Genomic DNA, 16,652 nt, shown 5'->3' with positions numbered 1-16,652 from the left:
CTCCGATTTGAGACCAGAACGACAAGGCGTCGGACTCTGGTGGCAATTACCGTCGGCTTGCAGTGGGCTAAGCGCATCGACTGTTGACAGCTGTCAACGCGCTACGAAGTGATGAGCCAGTATCCATCTGGAGAAATGCGCTGAACACCTCAGATGGTTCACGCGAGAATGATCAAACCATCATCGAGTTCTCCGGGGCAGGGCGCGGCCAGAGGTTCGCCGGATTGGCTATCGCTTCCATGATCGTCTGCGCTGTCCGCTCCGGCGCTTCCGTGTTTGAAACCACCCGCCCGAGCTTATGCAGGTTTCGCTCGATCGCCTCGTGCGTGCGCACGACAGCATGCCCCATTCGTTCGCGCCCGACACGGTTCGCTTCCCGATCAATGACGCGATCGATTGGCGCCCAAAGCGTGAAGACAAAGACCGGCGTTTCATGAGGTAGCCCGCTGCAAAACAGATCGAGCTTCTCGGCGTCGTCAAAAACATAGTCAAAAATGACCCTGGTGGCACCCATGGCCAGATAGGCAGCAGCGAGTGCAGCGCCAGCCCGGTATGTCGAACCAGCCCCCAGTGAGTTTCGAACATCTTCCGGGGCGAAATCGCGCAAAGCGTCGCCCGCGATGCTGATCGCACCGGGATGGCTCCGCGCCAGAACCCGACTTACCGTCGTCTTGCCAACGCCGGCCGGCCCGTTGATAACTACGACATGAGACATTGGCCAAGGCCCTCGGTTGATTCGTGCCCCAACATTGTTGGCGGAAGTGGAGTGCGGGACCAAGGGCTGAACTCAGCACTCCATCTTGAGAGCAGGCGGCTACATCGCTCTTTTATCCACGGAGATTGCTGGCTGAATTTCTGGCAGTCCTCGTTCCCGTCCGCCTCGAATTGCTCTTTGCCTCAAGCGCAGCCCGCTCCGTTGACAGCTGTCAACATGAGACGCGCGCACGCCGAAGCTCAACGTGCCGACGCCCTTCCGGCCCCACTAACGTTCGAAACCTAACCAGTGGAGCCGTCTTCGCAGGCAGCTGTTTCCAATCGTAGAGAGCCATCGGCAAAACCCGCGCTAGCGGATCATCCGGCCATTCCCAAAGCCGTCCGGGCGACGGAAGCAAACGCCCCTTTTCTTTCCAAAAGGGACAAAAACAACAATGTTATCGAGGAGATGGCGGGAGACTCAAATTGAATCCTGAGCACTACAATATCCCAAAGATATCAACGAACCCCTGCACACCCAGTTTCCCGCATTTGGTTGCCTTATACAAGCTCGCTTCGATCGGCGAGAGAAGTAACGGCTACATCAGAACATCGCACTCAGCTGCCTTCAAATGGCTGTCCTCCATTCATCCAACGACCGAAGCCTGGGCGCGTAGCCGTGCCGACAGCATTGCCGAGACAGCGAAGGATTGGCTCTTCGCGCGGCGCGTCAGGTCACGCAGATAGGCGCCGGCGGAATGAATGTGCTCAGCCCGCTCCAGAAGGCACGCAAGCACGGTGGCGGTCGTTTCCGGTCCGAGAGTGGCGCAGGCATCGTTGTAGGCGTCAGGGCTGATCCCAAGCATGTTTTTGACGACTGTGGCGGCTGTCAGGAGATCGCGCCAGTTGTCGATACGACCGGATGGGCCGTAGTCGCGGATTTGCGGGCAGGCCTTCAATACGAGTGGCAGCGGCGCAGCACGGTTGAGGGGAGGGGTCACCGGGGGATGCGAACGACGTTCCGGCGGCGGCGAAGCTTCGATGTTTGCAGATAGACCACTCGCATTTTGGCCGACCGGCAGCACTTCCGTCGAAGCTTTGCGCGAAAATTCCACCCCAAGTCTTTCATCAGCCGGTTCAGATTCAGAAAGATAATCGGATTCTGAATTCTGTATGTGCCGCTCATTTTGGCGTTCATTGGCAGCCGTATTTTGTGTTTTCAGTAGATTTTCCAGACGATTAGTCAGTTCGTCCTGCAGCAGGGCAAGAACAGGGAGGAGGCGCTCGATTTCGGCGATGGAGGGCTTGCGCGAGAGGGACATAGAGACGGCCTGGCAGCGCGCTTCGGCCTCTTCAGCGTAGGCGACATCAGATAGGCGCAACAGATCGACCAGCTTTGCAACGTCACGGCGGCAGAGGCTCATGCGTTCGCGCATCATCTGAAGGTAACGCCGGTCAGCTTCCAGACGAGCAGCCTCAGCTTCGAACTCGGCCGCGCGAGAAAGCAACGGTGCAAGGTCGAACCCGAATGCCTGGCCAATCGCTCCCTTGCGGTCACGGCGAGCGTAACGCTTACCGTTGGGGCTATCGCGCCGGAAAATGAGGCCAGCCTCGACCAGGGTGGCGAGATGCCGCCGGAGCGTCGTCTCGGCCATGCCGTGTGTTCTCAGGGAAAGCTGAGCGTTGGAGGGAAACACGACGAGACCGTCGGCTGCCTCGAGTTCCGTCTTCGGGTAGAACGACAGCAATGCGTTCAAGACGGCAAGAGAGCGATCGGAAACGCCAAGGTTCGACTTGGCGGCGCAGACCGTTCGAAACAATTTCCATTTATCGACCTTGCCTTCGTCGACGGCCGAAGCGCTGGAAAGTTGGTGCGCCAACATCCCAAGCGACATCGCCCGCCGCCCGAAGGGCGTCGTGACAATCCCACAATCCATTTGTCTTCACCTTTTTCAAGGCAAAAGAAATTCGTTCGCCGAAACGACGTTGAAAACTCTTGACACCGATTCGCGGAAATGGGATTCTCTAGTTGCTACACGAGAGAAGGGTTTCCGCAGCGCTAGTCGTTCGGAAGCCTTTTTCTTTTGCTCTGTTAGTCTCCTGTTTCCTCTTGGTATTCGAGGTACAGAGATTTGAGCCTCTGCCTCACGAAATCTGCAAAGCCCGGGGCCTTCTTCCTGCTGAAGGACAGCGTCGTTTCGCCATCCGTTTCACGGATCCGGACCGGGGTTGTATCGTCGGGCGCCACCCACGAGATGGCTCTGGCGCGCGCCTTGGAGGCGCTCAGGAAGGCACAAAGCGCATCAAAACGCTGATCGCTCCCGACCGTCTGAAATTGTTTGTCTTTGACAAAGACGTCTGCAGCTTCGCCCCTTCCGTCCTGAGCGAGCAGCTCGGCGAGCTCGAACCAACGACGCCGACCGATCGTCGGTGCCGGCCCAATCGCCTCGATCAGGGCGGTCGGTAGCCGACGAACGACGGAAATCATTTTCGAAAGTGCCGCCTTGTCGACGCCAAGCGAGGACATGATGATCTCGCGGGAGAAGCCACGATCCTCAAGGCGCGTGGCGAAGAGTGATCGCTCGATGAAGGACAGATCCGTGCGAGTGTTGTTCTCCTGCCCCTGAGAGACGACCAACTGTTCGTCGCTGAGATTGCGGACAACCGCGCGGACCTTGCTGCCAAGCTCGCGTGCAGCTGCCAATCGGCGATGACCGTAGGCAACCTGGTAGCGCCCTTCGGCATCCGGATGCGGACGCACGAGGATCGGAACCTGTTGTCCGTGCTCGCGAATCTGTTCTGCAAGAGCGGATTGTGCATCTGCTCCGATCTCGAGACGATCGACGACGAAAGAGGCGTCGATGAGCGCAGGGTCGAGATCGACGATCGTCAGTCCTTCGGCAAGCTGGCGCTCCAATTCCTGGGCGCGCTCAACTTTCTGGGTGATGTTCGACAGGGACCGAGTAATGCCGCCGACGGCGCTTACTGGCCGCGTTCCGACACTCAGGCCGGCGATCGGCCGGGTTGTTGCCAGACGTTCCAGAGCCGTTTCAGCGTCGTTTCCGGCCGTGTCGTCCGTAATTCCAATCAGGTTCTTACGGGCCATGGATTACTTCCTCCCCCAAACCTGACGGATCAGTTCTTCGATCTCGCCATTGACCTGGTTCAGCGAATCCATGGCGCGGTCGTATGTGCCGCGGACGAATTGCGAGCGTTCGACTTCGTAGAGTGTCTGCTTCGTCACGCCGGCATCGGAGATAGCCGTCGACTTCACCATCGCGTTCTGCAGCATGCGGTTGCCGAAAATGGCGCGCATAAAGCCGGTCATCTGGCTCTGCGGACCGTCATTCGGCTCGAAACGCGTGCCGAGATAGCGCATCCAGTCGTAACTTGTGCGACCTCCGGCCTTCTCGACGACACTCATCAGCTCACTCGTCATCGACAGGAACTGCGACATCGACATGACGTCGAGCATCTGCGGATGCACGGTGATGAGAACGGACGTCGCGGCACAGAGCGCCGACATGGTCAGGAAGCCGAGTTGCGGCGGGCAGTCGATGACGACGATATCGTAGAAACTCTCGATTTCCGCCAATACGTCGCCGATGCGCGCGAAGAAGAGGGTTTCGGCAGCGCCACCTACCATCATTGCCTTCGGCGTCTCATGCTCGAACTCCATGAGCTCGAGATTGCCGGGAATGAGGTGAAGGTTGGCCGTATAGGTCGAACGGACGATGTCCGCGATCGGTCGCGGCTCGTCGTAGCGGATCGCGCCGTAAAGCGTTTCGCCCTCACCAACGTCCAATTCCGGCTGGTGGCCGAAGAGGGCGGAAAGCGAAGCCTGCGGATCAAGGTCGATCGCGAGCGTCCGATAGCCGCGGAGGGCCAGATATTGGGCAAGGTGGGCAGATGTCGTCGTCTTCGCCGATCCACCCTTGAAATTCATGACCGATATGACTTGAAGCTTCTCGTCGCCCCGGCGATGCGGGACGTATTTCCCGGATTTTCCGCCTTCGTCGAGAACGCGGCGGATGCGCTCGATGTCCTCAATGGCGTACATGCGCCGACCGTTTGACAAGGGCGCCGGGCCGTGGCCCTCTGAGGCCACCTGTCTCAGATAGCCTTCGCCGATTCCGATAAAGGCGGCGGCTTCGGCAGGGCTGAAGAGGCGCATTGCCTTTTGGGCTTGCGGAGGGAAGATCTTCTTTTGATGCTGCTGCAGCTGATGCGCCAGTTCCAAAGCATCGGCAGCCAGAAGCGTCGGCAGATGCTCCTGTTCGTCGTGACCTTGAATTTTCTGTTGCAACATTGGGTTCCCCGAAAACTGCGCAAAAATCGTCATATCGGAACAATATGCGCAGATGCACTATGCTCCGATTCGGTTCGGTTTTACAAATGCATAGCGATCTATACCCAGGGCCGTGATTTGGCGGCGAATGAACCCGGGATCGCTGCTGGTTGTCCGCGGACAACTAACACTTCGTGGTGAGGTTGCCACGGCTTGGCGGGCCGTTTCCCGGCCGAGAGGAGAAGCTCTAAAAGAGTATAGAATTTATAGACTATTGACAGATGAGCGGATTGTGTCACGATTGTGTCTATCAGAGACGTGACGCGAGAAGGTTCGCTATGTTCTATCTTGGTGGAATGACCCTCGGTTATCTGGCGCCGCCGCCACCGAAGGCGACACGGCAATCGCGCGTGGAGGTCGGGACAGCTCCGGTTGAGAAGTCGGACTGCGAAGAGTCTGACCGCAATCAGGAATGGGCGCGTGCATTCCTGACGCCCTGGCATCTTCTCTATTGATCAGCGGGCGGCGGCGGGGCCTTCGCCGCTGGAGCTGTTGACACCTGTCAACATTCGTCTGTTCCGGCTTCCGCCGCCATGGTGGAAAAGCGCGAAACAGCGAGAGAAGGGCTGTTTCACCGCCGGGAAATGATTAAGTTCGGTGTCATGGACACCAAGCAAGACCGAACCGTTTCGAACGATCAGCCCGACGATAATAGCCAAGGACAGCCCTTGTCGTTGCATCAGCGTATCCTCGGGGATGTGGAAGGACGCATCCTCTCCGGGGAGTGGCCGCCGGGTCACCGCATTCCATTCGAACACGAGCTGACCGAACAGTATGACTGCTCGCGGATGACCGTGAACAAGGCGTTGACCGAATTGGTCAAGCGCGGATTGATCGAGCGGCGCCGCAAGTCGGGCAGCTACGTCACCTTTCCGCAGGTGCAGTCGGCGGTCATGGAAATCCACGACGTAAAGCTCGAAGTCCAATCGCTGGGGCTCGACTATGGTTTTCAATTGGACGAGCGAAAGGTTCGCAAGGTGGAGAGCCGGGACGTCGAACGCCTGGATCTTCCGACATCGGCGAGGCTGCTGGATGTAACGTGCCGGCATTTTGCCGGTGGGCGTCCCTTTTGTTTCGAAGAACGCCTCATCAGCCTAGCGGCGGTGCCCGAGGCGGAGGCGGAATTGTTTGAGGCCGCGGCACCCGGTTCGTGGCTGCTTGGCAAGGTGCCGTGGAGTACGGCCGAACACCGCATTCGCGCCGTCGCGGCGAACAAACAGGCGGCGCAGGCGCTCGATATTTCGACCGGCACCGCCTGCCTGGTCATCGAACGCCGCACCTGGAGCGGTCGTGTGCCGGTCACGCATGTACGGCTGACCTATCCCGGCGATCGCCACGAACTTGTCGCTCAGTTCGCGCCGAGTCCGATCGGATAGCCGGCTAACACTCCGCTACCGGCTGGCGACATGCCAGTTGTCCGCGGACAACTGGCTATTCTCCAACCACGCGCAAGACAGGGGCCGGGCCGTTACCGGAAAAGGCGAAGACCTCGATCGGCTCGCCAATGCCCCTGACGGGATAGGAGCCGAGATGCTCCATGCTGGATGCGCAACCGGCCAGTTCGACGAAGGCCCGCGACAGAAGCACCGGCCGCTTCGTTTCCTTGGTCAGGCTCTCCAACCGCGAGGCGATGTTGACCGCGGGACCGATCACCGTAAAGTCCAGCCGACGGCGCGAGCCGATATTGCCGTACATCACGTCGCCGACATGGACGCCGATCCCGTAGCCAAGGGGCTCACGGCCTTTTTCGAGGTTGTCCTTGTTGAGGAGAGCGATCGCCGCTTCCGCCTCACGGATCGCCTGCAGCAGGTTTTCGGCAGCATTCGCATTGCCGAGCGGGAAGATCGCCAGTAGCCCATCACCCATGAACTTGAGGATCTCGCCGCCGTACCGCTCGATCGGCTCCGACATGGCGTCGAAATAGCCATTGAGCAGATCGATCACGTCGTCGCGCGGCCACAGGTCGGAGAGTTTCGTGAAGTCGCGCAGGTCGCAGATCAAAATGGCGGCACCAACGGTAACGCCACTGCCGCGCGTCGTGGCGCCGGCGAGGATCTGTTCACTGGCATGCGGGCCGACATAGGTTTCGAGCAACGTGCGCACGAACCGGTTTTTCAGCCGGATTTCGCTGACGAGGGCCAAGGCGGGTAGAAGATCCGAGAGAAGGCCGACGTGCTCATCCTCGAACCCGCCCTCTCGGTCGGTGGTGAAGGTCACGACATGGCGTTTGCCCAGCGTGTGTTCGAGCGGCCACGCAATGTACTCGGTCAGGCCCTCGGCCTTCAGGTCGGCATAAAGCGAGTTTTGAGACTGCTCTCCCGTCAGGGCTTCCAGGTTCGTCCGAACCTCGGTGCCGCCGTTGTTGATCACATAGAGCGGGCTATTGAGGTAGAGCGCGGTGTTTTGGGTCCCATAGTCATAGAGATCGATTTCGGCCTCGGCCAAGCCCTTGCGCCACAGAATGCGAGCACCCAGCCACTGCGGATGGTTGATCCGGAAATGCAACGTTGCGCGCGCAACCGGGACACCGACCGCCTGTAGCCTTTCGCACATGTCAACGAGGATATTGTCGATAAACCGCTCGTTGCGGGTTTCGATGATCAGCCAGTCGAGCACGCTCCGGCGCCGAGCCGGCCAGCTTTCTCCTTCGATCGACGGGGAGGGGGGCTGCGAAGATATCTGCATTTGCAATTCTCCATGCTGGTAGAACGCTCAGCCGTTCCTCCGGCGAACGTTCGCGATTGCAAATGTGGAGCATCGGCGGCGCCTTGATAAGGGGGAAGCCGATAGCTTTTGAGAAAAGGGGATAGTTACGTCCGCATTCACGCCGATTGGTGCGCCAAGTGGCTCCCGTCGAGAAGCGGCAAGTGCAAGCGGACGCGGGCCCCCTGCCACGGGCCGGCAAGGATGTCGACACGGCCACCATGCAGACGGGCGATCTCCCGTGCCAGATTGAGCCCCAAACCGGCGCCGGTGGAACGTGGACGCAAGCGATAGAAAGGCTCGAATACGCGCTCGCGTTCCTCGACAGGAATTCCGGGGCCCTCGTCCTGGATTTCCAACCCGCCCGCGGCATTGACCTGCACGGTGATCGTGCCGGTGCCGCCGCCATGTTCGATGGCGTTGCGCAAGAGATTGGCGACAGCCTGCTCGATCTGGCGTGGCCGAGCGCTGACACGGGCCTCCGGCACCTCGGTTTCGAACGCCAGCTCGTAGCCTGCTTCGAACGCCAACGGCGCAAAGTCGGCGGCGATGTTTCTTGCGAGCGCAACAAGGTCTACCACTTCGAGTGCGCCGCCGGCATGCTCGAGCACCTGCCGGTCGAGGAGCTGTTGGGCGAGGTGGGACAGACGCTCGATATCCAGCCTCAGGCGGGCGCTTTCCGGGGCTTCCTGCAGAAGTTCGGCACGGGTTCTGAGGATCGCGATCGGGGTGCGCAATTCGTGCGCTGCGTCGGTCAGGAAGCGGTTGCGCTGGTCATATCCCTCGCCGAGCCGCGCCAGAGCCTTGTTGAAGGCCCGCACCAAGGGGGCGATCTCGGTCGGTACCTGTTCGGTTTCGAGCTGAACCGCGCGATTGTCGATATCGATGCGGCCGGCCTGGTCAGCGGTCGATATGAGGCTCGCCAAGGAACGCCGAACGACGGCCGGTGCCGTGACCAATGTGGTCACACCCATGACCAGAACGATCGGCAGCAGGAAGCAGAGGATGAGCAGCGCAATCATCGGTACGACCTCGGTCCAGGTCGTCGTGCCGTCGAGGTCGCGTGCCATGTCGACATTGATGCTGATCTGCACGTCCAGCGGGCCATCGTCGCGCCGCGAAGCAACGGTCGAGGTGATGATCTGAACGCGGCCGGCGTCGGTGTCGGCGTTGTGGAGGACCGCGTCCGGTAGCGTTCCGCCATCATCGAAGAGCAGCTTCGCGCCCTCCACACGTCGGAGCAGGTCGCCGCCGCTTTCGTCATAGGGAGGAGGAACGTTTCCCTGTCGGAGAACCTGACCGGCGTCGTCGCGGACGATGAACCAGAGATTGGGGTGGGCCTGGCGTAGCTCGCGCAGCTCTTCGGACTCACGCACCATCAACGCGCCGCTCGCATCGCGCCCGACGGCGCGGTCGAGAACATCCACCGCCGCTTCATTGTCGACGAGGAGGCGCGGCTGGACGATGAACAATGCCACGAAAAGCAGGCCGATAAAGACAAACAGCGTTGCCGCCTGCAGCAGGATGAGGCGGCGCACGAGCACCCATTGCAGCGAGCGGGGCCGAGCCTTCGTCATGTCGTTGCGCGCAGGAGATAGCCGAGGTTGCGGATGGCCCTGATCTCGACGCCGGCACCGACATCATCGAGCTTCCGGCGCAGGCGTGAAAGATGCGAGTCGAGCGCATTGGATTCGATCTCGTCTTCCATGGCGTAGACCGATTCCTCCAATGTCGCCCTGAGCACGGTTCGGCCCGGTCGACGCATCAAGGCTTCGAGCGCAAGACGTTCTCTGCGCAGGAGATCGAGGGGCTTGTCGTCCACGGCCGCTTCGCGGTGATGGAAGTCGTAGATCAGGCGTCCGACCTTGGTCTGCTCGGCTTTCAATGAGACGGGGCGGCGGGCGAGCGCCCGCAGCCGGGCCATCAGTTCTTCGACGGCAAACGGCTTGGACAGATAGTCGTCGGCACCGGCATCGAGCCCGGCGACGCGGTCGTTGATCGACCCCAACGCCGTCAGCATCAATACGGGCGCGCCGACACCGAGGCCGCGCAGCTTCGGAATGAGGTCCAGGCCCTCGCCATCCGGCACACGGCGATCGAGCACGACGACGTCATAGGGCCAGAGCTCGGCGACGGCTTCGGCATCGGCCAGCGTCGCAACGTGATCGACGATCACCTGACGCCGCTCCAGCGCCGCCTTCAGGGCCGAGGCCATCTCCGGCTCGTCTTCCAGCAGCAGGATGCGCATGCCAGTTCTCCCGATTGCAGTTCTTCCTGAGCAGGTTACTTAATGAAAACATACACAAATTCAAATACTTACAACGAATTTCATCCGCCTCGCCAGTGAGGTAGAAGCCATCACTCGCATTCCAGCTTCGGCTGGCGGAAATTGGTGATGTACCAGCGGCCCTGCTGCATGCGCGCGTAGAAGGTATAGAAGCATTCCTGCTCTTCGACGTAGCCCGGCGTCGAGTATTCCTCGTAGCGCATTCCTCGGCGCGTGTCCTTGATTTCACCACTCGATGTGCCGGAGACGACATTCGTCGAGATCTTGCGCCATTGATAGGCCCGTTCGTTCCAACTGAGATCAAGAATGTTCGTCGGCGGACCGTAGTCGATGATGACGGATTCGACCGGCTGGCCGATATAGGTTTTCATGGTGTCGGAAGCGCAGCCGGCGAGGAGCAGCGCGGTAGCGGCAAAACATGCGAGGGCGCGGCGCCCTTTGCTGAAGAACATGACGGATCCCGGTTTGTCCCGCATCGCCAGGCGTCCACCCGGACGCACAAAGCCTGCGGTCGTGCTTTGACCTGCCGCATGCCCGATTGTTATTTCGGGTCGAGGCGGCGACAACCCGCTGCTAAAGGGGCAAGATTACAGGGACATTGCGGGAGGGCGGCGTGTGGCCCGCAGACAAGCCAGCGTCAGATCGCGGAGATGTTTGACGCCTGCCGGAAAAGAGCCGTGAACTGGGTGGCTTCCTGACCGCGAGGCGGTGCAGCTCAGGCGGCCAGATTCGCTTCTTTCTTTGATGTGGCCGTATCGGCTGCGTAAACAAGGCCGGGCTCCACGATCCACTCGCCGGAGCGAAGCGACAACACGTCAAAGCCGCCACCCGCGAGCCGCGGAGCCACGCCGACGAAGCGATAGCAAAGGCCGCTGCCATCCCTTACCGCTTCCCGTATGGGCCTGCCGGCAAGGGAGCCGATCACGGCGCCCTCAAATGCGATATCCGCCAGAATGAAGTATTCCGTCGGCAATCGGCGGCTGGTCTTGGGGCTGGGCTTGAACCCGTTCGTGAATTTCATTGTCTTGCTCGTCGTGAGACATTCCGGAACCGGGGAGGACCGATGCCGAGGCGTCTATGCATTTCTCTCGTCGTTGCCACGCGGGGCGCGATGGGCGTCTACCCACCGTTGCAACCAGGCCGCATATTGCAAAGATAACACGTACCGCATGCCGGCGATGTTCCCGGCGGCACGGCGCGTCTCAAGCCATCGAAAAACGGCGCTAAGAAGGCGGAGCCATCGGGGTTCGCGCCGCCTCCTGTTAGCTCGAACCAAGGTAGGAAATCGCTTGGGAAGTCAGGTGCGGGGCATAAAGAACCCATAGAGGCTGGAGCATAGTGGCGTTTTCAGGCAGCGCCTCCGCAGTACCGGCGGAAGGTCGCGTTTCGGATCGGCTGCGTCAAAAAAATCTTGCCAACACCGTTGTATCGTTTCATTCGGCCATATTCTCGACACCGAGATTGTCGACCTCTTCCCGCAGGCTGGGACCACCCGGCGCTCACCGAGCGCCCGCTTCCGCCTCCTTTTCGGGGAGGCAGGGGCGGGCATTTTGCGCCTTTCGAGAGATCATCCACTTGTCATACGACAAACCCTCCGGGCACGTCACGAAACGTATCGTGCTGCACTTTCCGGGCTTTGAGCCCTTGGATGCCGTCAGGCACCAGGCGCGCTACAAGCGATCGGCGGTGAAGACCGCCAAGCTTCAGGACTTCGAGGTCGAGGTGGGACCGGTACAGACCGAAGGGCAAAGCCGCTACTTCGATGTCGACAGTCAAGGTGCCGACTGGCAAACGTCGAGCCGCGTCTATTTATTCGATCACGACGAAATCGTCAAAAGCCTGAACGGCCGGTCGACGCTGCGCAGAATGGTTGCGGGATATTCGAGTGCCGCGCGCGTCGTCTGGGAAGGTGGTGCTTTTTCCTACTTCAGGCATGCATGGCGCTTCGGGTTGTTCTTCCTCTTCCCATTCCTGCTGGTGGCAATCGCGCTCGCTCTGAGCGTGCTGATCGTCACCGCGCCCTACTGGCTTGCGCTTGACACATCCCTTCTGATCCTAAGCGCAATCGTTGCCCATATGGCCTTCTTCCGGCTCTTTCTTCCCTGGTCGGACCGGTGGCATACGCTGCACCTTTTTTCCGATTGGGAGCTGGCCGTCGCGGTCGCCAGGCTGGAAAAACCCTATTTCCAGCAGTGGGTTGAGGATAACCTGGCGTCCGTGCGGGCGGCACTCAGCGAGCCGGCCGACGAATACGTCATCAGCTCCCACAGCATGGGCTCAAGCATCGCCACTCAGGTGATCGGCACTTTGGTGGAAAGGGAGCCGAGCCTGTTTGCGGGAAAGCGGGTCGTCTTTGTCACGCTCGGCGGCGCGATCCTGCAATGCGCATTGCTTCGCTCGGCCGAGGTCTTGCGGGCGCGCGTCGGCGCGATCGCCCGTGTGAAGGACATCTTCTGGTTCGACGTCCAATGCCTGACCGATGCGATCAACTTCTACCGGTGCCAGGTCGTGGCACTGGCCGGGCACCATGATGCGCCCCAGCCACCGATCGTCTTCATACGGCTAAAGCACATGCTTTCACCGGAACGCTATCGCAGGATCAAGCGCGATTTTCTTCGGGTCCACCGGCAATATGTGCTTGATGCCGACGTCCGCGCGCCGTTCGATTTTACGCTGATGACGGCCGGACCGCTCCCGGCCGCCTCATTTGCAAATCCGAACTGACGAAGGCGTCTCAGGATTTCAGCAGGGAGATACCGCTTTCCCGATCGAAGAGGTGGAGACCTTCGGGCTCGACCGCGAAGGTGACAGCGTCGCCCGGTTTCGGGCAGGCGCTGGCCTTGACCAGCGCGCCGATTTCCTTGCCGGCAAAGAGGAACGTCACCAACGCGTCATTGCCGTGAAACTCGACGAGATCGGCAATGCCTGACATGCGATTGGCGCCGGCCTCGGCGATTTTCAGATCCGCCGGCCGTATGCCGAGCACCAGCGGTTGGCCATGGCGCAGGGCGTACTTTCCATCCGGGATCGAGAAGTTGCCGCCGGCACTGCGCAGCAGCCATCCGCCTTCGGTCTTCTCGGTGGCGACGTCGATGAAGTTCATGTTCGGCGTGCCGATGAAGCCGGCGACGAAGAGGGTGCGCGGGCGCTCGTAGATTTCGGCGGGTGTGCCGACCTGCTCGATCGCGCCGCCCTTCATCAGCACGATGCGGTCTGCGAGCGTCATCGCCTCCAGTTGGTCGTGCGTCACATAGATGGTCGTGGTCTTCAGCTTCTGGTGCAGCCGTGCGATCTCGACGCGCATGTGGTTGCGAAGCTTGGCGTCGAGATTGGAAAGCGGTTCGTCGAAGAGGAAGACCCGCGGCGTCTTAATCATGGCGCGGGCGATGGCGACGCGTTGTTGTTGTCCGCCGGACAACTCTGTGGGCTTGCGGGTGAGATAGGGCTCGAGCCCCAGCGTCGCAGCCACAGCACGGATGCGCGTGTCGATCTCCGCCTTCGGCACCTTCATACGCTTCAGTCCGAAGGCGATGTTGTCGTAGATCGTCATGTGCGGGTAGAGCGCGTAGTTCTGGAAAACCATGGCAACGCCGCGGTCGCGTGGCGGCAGGTCGTTGACCGTCCGCCCTCCGATCGAGACGGAGCCGCCGGAAATATCCTCAAGGCCCGCGATCATGCGCAGAAGTGTGGACTTGCCGCAGCCCGAAGGCCCGAGAAACACGATGAACTCGTGATCGGCCACATCGAGGTTGAAATCCCTGATGACGTCGACGGCGCCATATAGCTTGTCGACGTTGGAGCAGACGATGTTCGCCATGGCTCAATCCTTCCCGCTGTCCATGAGGATCTGCAGCTTGATATCCGTCGGCCGGGCCGAGGCGGCTCGCTCGAACGCCTTTATGCTGTCCGCAAACCGGAAGGTTTCGGTGATCAGCGGCTTGAGGTCGACCTTGCCCGAAGCGATCAGTTGCAGGGCACGGTCGAAGATGTTGGCGTAGCGGAACACCGTTTCGATGCGGACCTCCTTCGAGATCGCGCCCGGTACGTCGAACTGGACGGCTTCGACGGGCAATCCGACCAGCACGATGGCACCACCCGGGCGGACCAGGTCGAAGATGCCGGAGAATGCCTTGGCACTGCCGCTTGCTTCGAACACGATGTCAGCGCCCCAGCCGCCGGTCTCGGTGGCGATGACGTCGGCAAAGGCGCGATCAGCGATGTTGACCGGGATGATGCCCGGATATTGGGCGGCGATCGCCAGCTTCTCGGCGCTGAAATCGGAGATGAAGACACGGCTGCAGCCGCCGGCAAGGGCGGCCAGCGCCACCATGATGCCGATCGGTCCGCAGCCGATGACGGCAGCGACGTCGCCGGGTGCGATCCGGGCACGGGCGGCCGCCTGCATGCCGATGGCGAAGGGCTCGACCATCGCCCCTTCGGCAAAGGAGACGTTATCAGGGAGCTTGTAGGTGAAGGCAGCTGGGTGGACGGAGAAGGGCGTCAGGACGCCATGCACCGGTGGCGTCGCCCAGAAACGCACCTTAGGATCGACATTGTAGATGCCGAGCTTGGAGGCGCGGGACGAAAGATCCGGAACACCCGGTTCCATGCAGACACGGTCGCCGACTTGAAGCGTTTCGACATTGCTGCCGACTGCGACGACGGTGCCGGCCGCCTCGTGGCCGAGCACCATCGGTTCGCGCACCACATAGGGGCCGATGGCGCCGTGGGTGTAATAGTGCACATCGCTGCCGCAGACGCCGACCGTGTGGATGGCGATCTTGACGTCATCCGGGCCGAGTTCCAGCGGGAGATCGATCTCCCTGAGCGCGAGCTTGCCTTTTTGCTCGAGGACCAACGCTTGCATGAAGGATTTCCTTGTTTTTCCAGTCTCGGGTTTCATTGTGTCTTGCGCTTGAAGGCGCTGTTGAGCATGCCGCTTAGGACCCCGATGAAGAGCAGCGGTGGAATGGAGAGCAGCACGACGGAGGCGTTGAGGATGCCCCAGGGCACGTCACGGCCGAGCTGGGTCAGTTCCGAGGCGACGATCGGCAGCGTCTTGGCGTCCGACGTCGTCAGCATCAGTGCGATCAGGAACTCGTTCCAGACGAGCACGAAGGCAAAGGCAACGGCGCCAATTAGCGAGCGGAGTGCGATCGGCAGCGCAATCAGGAAGAAGATCGCATAGGGACCGTAGCCATCGACGCGGGCCGCTTCCTCGACTTCCTTCGGCACCCGGGCAAAGGCCGGGACGCTGAGCCAGATAATGGTCGCGAGCGTCAGCAGCGAATAGGTGACGATCATCGACAGACGCGTGTCGTAAAGCCCGAAGTCGAGCCAGATGACCATCAGCGGAATGGCGATCGCCACCGGCGGCAGGAAACGCAGGGACAGCACGAAGAACTGGATGTCGCGGGACCAGCGGTTTGGATAACGCGCGATCGCATAGGCAGCGGGTAGGCCGAGCGCGGCACCGATCAGAACCGCAGCGCCCGATATCAGCAGCGAGTTGACGAGGCCGGCAAAGACGCTTTCACGGCCGAGCACATAGGCGAAGTTGTCGAGTGTCGGCTCGAAGATGAAGAGCGGCGTCGGCGTGACGATGTCGACGCGGTTCTTGAAGGCGTTGAGCGCCGTCCAGAACATCGGAAAGACGGCGGAGAAGGCGGCAAGGCCGAGGATCAGCCGACCGATGAGGCGGCCAAGGGTATGTGCGGTCATCACTGGACCCTCTTCCAGATGAAGGTGAAGGCGATCGAGGTGGCGATCATCATCAGCACGGCCATGCTCGAGGCATAGGAAATGCGGCCGGACTCGATGAAGCCTTGCGAAAAGGCGTACATGTCGAGTGTCTCAGTCGCGATGCCGGGGCCGCCGCGGGTCATGACGTAGATCAGGTCGAAGGCGCGCAGCGACTCGATCATCTTGACGAAGGCGAGCGAGATCAGTGGCGCCTTCAGCATCGGCAGGGCGATGAAGGCGTAGATCTCCCAGGTGCGGGCGTGGTCGAGCCTTGCCGCCTCGAACGGCTGTGGCGGCAGCGTCTCCAGCAACTTCAGCACGATGACGGCGAAGAACAGGCCCCATTGCCAGACGTCGACGAGCGCGACGGTCGCAAGTGCGGTTGCCGGATTGGAGAGCAGGTCGAGCGGCTGGCCTGTGATCGCCTTGTAGGGATAGGTTGCTATGCCATAGAGCGGATGAAAGGCGAACTTCCAGACGAAGGCGGCCGAAACGCGCGGTAGGATCACCGGCACCAGAAACAAGAGCGTCAGCAGATTGCGTGTGCGCGGCGAGACGCATTCGAACAGAAGTATGCCGAGGCCGACGGCGATCAGAAGCGTCATGCCGACGGTCACCGCTTCCCATGTCAGGGAGACGCCGATGGCGTTGATGAAACGCCGATCAGAGAAGAGGTCGATATAGTTGGCGAAGCCGATGAGGTTGCCGTCGGGACGGCTTAGCTCGCGGTTCTGGAAGGAAATGTAGATCGCATAGGCCGTCGGCACGAGTGCCAGCACGGCGAGGATCCCCATGGCCGGGGTGAGGAACACCGCCGGCAGGCTGTTTTTCTGCTTCATGTGAGACGTCCTACGGCTTGTCGCGCCGATGGTGCGGCGG

The 16,652-nt window shown here is 60.8% G+C and carries 16 protein-coding genes; 3 read left to right on the top strand and 13 right to left on the bottom strand.

Features of this window, described 5'->3' with window-relative positions:
* Positions 1-172: 172 nt before the first annotated feature.
* The 4 genes from AC070A_RS07125 to repA form a co-directional block, all read right to left on the bottom strand.
* A complete protein-coding gene (locus AC070A_RS07125; RefSeq protein ID WP_112994032.1) occupies positions 173-715 on the bottom strand; it encodes an AAA family ATPase in 543 nt (180 codons plus the stop codon).
* A gap of 625 nt (positions 716-1,340) precedes the next feature.
* On the bottom strand, positions 1,341-2,630 hold the full coding sequence (gene repC / locus AC070A_RS07120) for a plasmid replication protein RepC (protein ID WP_112994033.1): 1,290 nt from the start codon (positions 2,628-2,630) through the stop codon (positions 1,341-1,343).
* A gap of 155 nt (positions 2,631-2,785) precedes the next feature.
* Positions 2,786-3,799: a plasmid partitioning protein RepB gene (repB, locus tag AC070A_RS07115; RefSeq protein ID WP_112994034.1), complete on the bottom strand. Its 1,014-nt coding sequence runs from the start codon at positions 3,797-3,799 to the stop codon at positions 2,786-2,788.
* Positions 3,800-3,802: 3 nt separating this feature from the next.
* Positions 3,803-4,999, bottom strand: coding sequence for a plasmid partitioning protein RepA (repA, locus tag AC070A_RS07110; protein ID WP_373419892.1), 1,197 nt, complete (start codon positions 4,997-4,999; stop codon positions 3,803-3,805).
* A 320-nt stretch (positions 5,000-5,319) separates the two neighbouring features.
* Here repA and AC070A_RS07105 point away from each other — a divergent pair, with 320 nt between their 5' ends.
* The gene (locus AC070A_RS07105) at positions 5,320-5,496 is read left to right on the top strand and encodes a hypothetical protein (RefSeq protein WP_197417354.1); all 177 of its coding nucleotides are present in this window, start codon (positions 5,320-5,322) and stop codon (positions 5,494-5,496) included.
* 147 nt (positions 5,497-5,643) lie between these two features.
* Positions 5,644-6,417, top strand: a complete 774-nt coding sequence (hutC, locus tag AC070A_RS07100) for a histidine utilization transcriptional repressor HutC (protein ID WP_162727948.1) — start codon at positions 5,644-5,646, stop codon at positions 6,415-6,417.
* A gap of 55 nt (positions 6,418-6,472) precedes the next feature.
* Here hutC and AC070A_RS07095 read toward each other — a convergent pair whose 3' ends face one another.
* The 5 genes from AC070A_RS07095 to AC070A_RS07075 all read right to left on the bottom strand — a co-directional run bounded on the left by AC070A_RS07095 (position 6,473) and on the right by AC070A_RS07075 (position 11,052).
* The gene (locus AC070A_RS07095; RefSeq protein WP_112994035.1) at positions 6,473-7,726 is read right to left on the bottom strand and encodes an adenylate/guanylate cyclase domain-containing protein; all 1,254 of its coding nucleotides are present in this window, start codon (positions 7,724-7,726) and stop codon (positions 6,473-6,475) included.
* Between the two features lie 137 nt (positions 7,727-7,863).
* Positions 7,864-9,321: a sensor histidine kinase gene (locus tag AC070A_RS07090; protein WP_112994036.1), complete on the bottom strand. Its 1,458-nt coding sequence runs from the start codon at positions 9,319-9,321 to the stop codon at positions 7,864-7,866.
* Positions 9,318-9,992, bottom strand: a complete 675-nt coding sequence (locus tag AC070A_RS07085) for a response regulator transcription factor (protein WP_057251246.1) — start codon at positions 9,990-9,992, stop codon at positions 9,318-9,320. Before AC070A_RS07085 ends, AC070A_RS07090 begins: the two co-directional genes overlap by 4 nt.
* A gap of 110 nt (positions 9,993-10,102) precedes the next feature.
* On the bottom strand, positions 10,103-10,483 hold the full coding sequence (locus tag AC070A_RS07080) for a hypothetical protein (protein WP_057251245.1): 381 nt from the start codon (positions 10,481-10,483) through the stop codon (positions 10,103-10,105).
* A gap of 263 nt (positions 10,484-10,746) precedes the next feature.
* On the bottom strand, positions 10,747-11,052 hold the full coding sequence (locus AC070A_RS07075; RefSeq protein WP_057251244.1) for a hypothetical protein: 306 nt from the start codon (positions 11,050-11,052) through the stop codon (positions 10,747-10,749).
* Between the two features lie 554 nt (positions 11,053-11,606).
* On the opposite strand from AC070A_RS07075, the gene AC070A_RS07070 reads away from it, so the two are divergent.
* On the top strand, positions 11,607-12,755 hold the full coding sequence (locus tag AC070A_RS07070; protein WP_112994037.1) for a hypothetical protein: 1,149 nt from the start codon (positions 11,607-11,609) through the stop codon (positions 12,753-12,755).
* 10 nt (positions 12,756-12,765) lie between these two features.
* Here AC070A_RS07070 and AC070A_RS07065 read toward each other — a convergent pair whose 3' ends face one another.
* The 4 genes from AC070A_RS07065 to AC070A_RS07050 are packed head-to-tail and all read right to left on the bottom strand — an operon-like array spanning position 12,766 to position 16,612.
* Positions 12,766-13,848, bottom strand: a complete 1,083-nt coding sequence (locus tag AC070A_RS07065) for an ABC transporter ATP-binding protein (protein WP_112994038.1) — start codon at positions 13,846-13,848, stop codon at positions 12,766-12,768.
* A gap of 3 nt (positions 13,849-13,851) precedes the next feature.
* Positions 13,852-14,898 carry an NAD(P)-dependent alcohol dehydrogenase gene (locus AC070A_RS07060; RefSeq protein ID WP_112994039.1) on the bottom strand — a complete coding sequence of 349 codons (1,047 nt, stop codon included), beginning with the start codon at positions 14,896-14,898 and terminating at the stop codon, positions 13,852-13,854.
* A gap of 32 nt (positions 14,899-14,930) precedes the next feature.
* Positions 14,931-15,752: a carbohydrate ABC transporter permease gene (locus AC070A_RS07055; RefSeq protein ID WP_058322702.1), complete on the bottom strand. Its 822-nt coding sequence runs from the start codon at positions 15,750-15,752 to the stop codon at positions 14,931-14,933.
* Positions 15,752-16,612: a carbohydrate ABC transporter permease gene (locus AC070A_RS07050; protein ID WP_112994040.1), complete on the bottom strand. Its 861-nt coding sequence runs from the start codon at positions 16,610-16,612 to the stop codon at positions 15,752-15,754. Before AC070A_RS07050 ends, AC070A_RS07055 begins: the two co-directional genes overlap by 1 nt.
* Positions 16,613-16,652: the final 40 nt, after the last annotated feature.

The organism is Ensifer sp. GW101-20A05 (assembly GCF_059424735.1).
This window is presented reverse-complemented; position numbering and strand designations above follow the sequence as displayed.